Raw genomic sequence first — 625 nt, 5'->3', positions numbered from 1 at the left:
GCAGCACCCCGGGCCCCGCCCCCGCCCCCCACAGCGGACGGCACCCTGACGACGACCCCCCACCGGAGAGTTCCTTGCGCATGACGATCACCCGCACCAGCCGCTTCGCCCGCCTGCGCACCCTGGCCCTGACCGGCATCACCACCACCGGCGCCGCAACCGCCGCCCTCACCCTGATGCCCTCCACCGCCCAGGCCGCCGAAGCCACGCAGGTGACCGCCACCACCGCCACCTCACACGGCAGCCACACCACCCAGACCGGCAAGAGCGGCCACGCCGACAACCTCGACGGCTGGATCAAGCAGTCCCTGGACATCATGAAGTCCAAGGGCATCCCCGGCAGCTACGACGGCCTCAAGCGCAACATCATGCGCGAGTCCAGCGGCAACCCCAACGCCCAGAACAACTGGGACGTCAACGCCAAGAACGGCATCCCCTCCAAGGGACTGCTCCAGGTGATCGACCCCACCTTCCGGGCCTACCACGTCCCCGGCACCTCCGGCAGCATCACCGACCCGGTCGCCAACATCACCGCCGCGGCCAACTACGCCGCCCACCGCTACGGCTCCATCGACAACGTCAACTCCGCCTACTGAGCCCACACACCCCACCACCCCAAGGCCGG

General features: G+C 69.8%; 1 protein-coding gene. It reads left to right on the top strand.

Annotation, left to right across the window (positions count from 1 at the left end; all coding sequences use genetic code 11):
- Positions 1–80 precede the first annotated feature (80 nt).
- Complete coding sequence (locus R2S09_RS40185; RefSeq protein ID WP_316746233.1) at positions 81–596, top strand: transglycosylase SLT domain-containing protein; 516 nt, start codon at positions 81–83, stop codon at positions 594–596.
- The last annotated feature ends 29 nt before the right edge of the window (positions 597–625 follow it).

The organism is Streptomyces sp. MK7 (assembly GCF_032658145.1).
GTDB classification, from domain to species: Bacteria; Actinomycetota; Actinomycetes; order Streptomycetales; family Streptomycetaceae; genus Streptomyces; species Streptomyces spiralis.
Note: the sequence above shows the minus strand (reverse complement) of the source record. Positions and strands in the feature narration are given on the sequence as shown.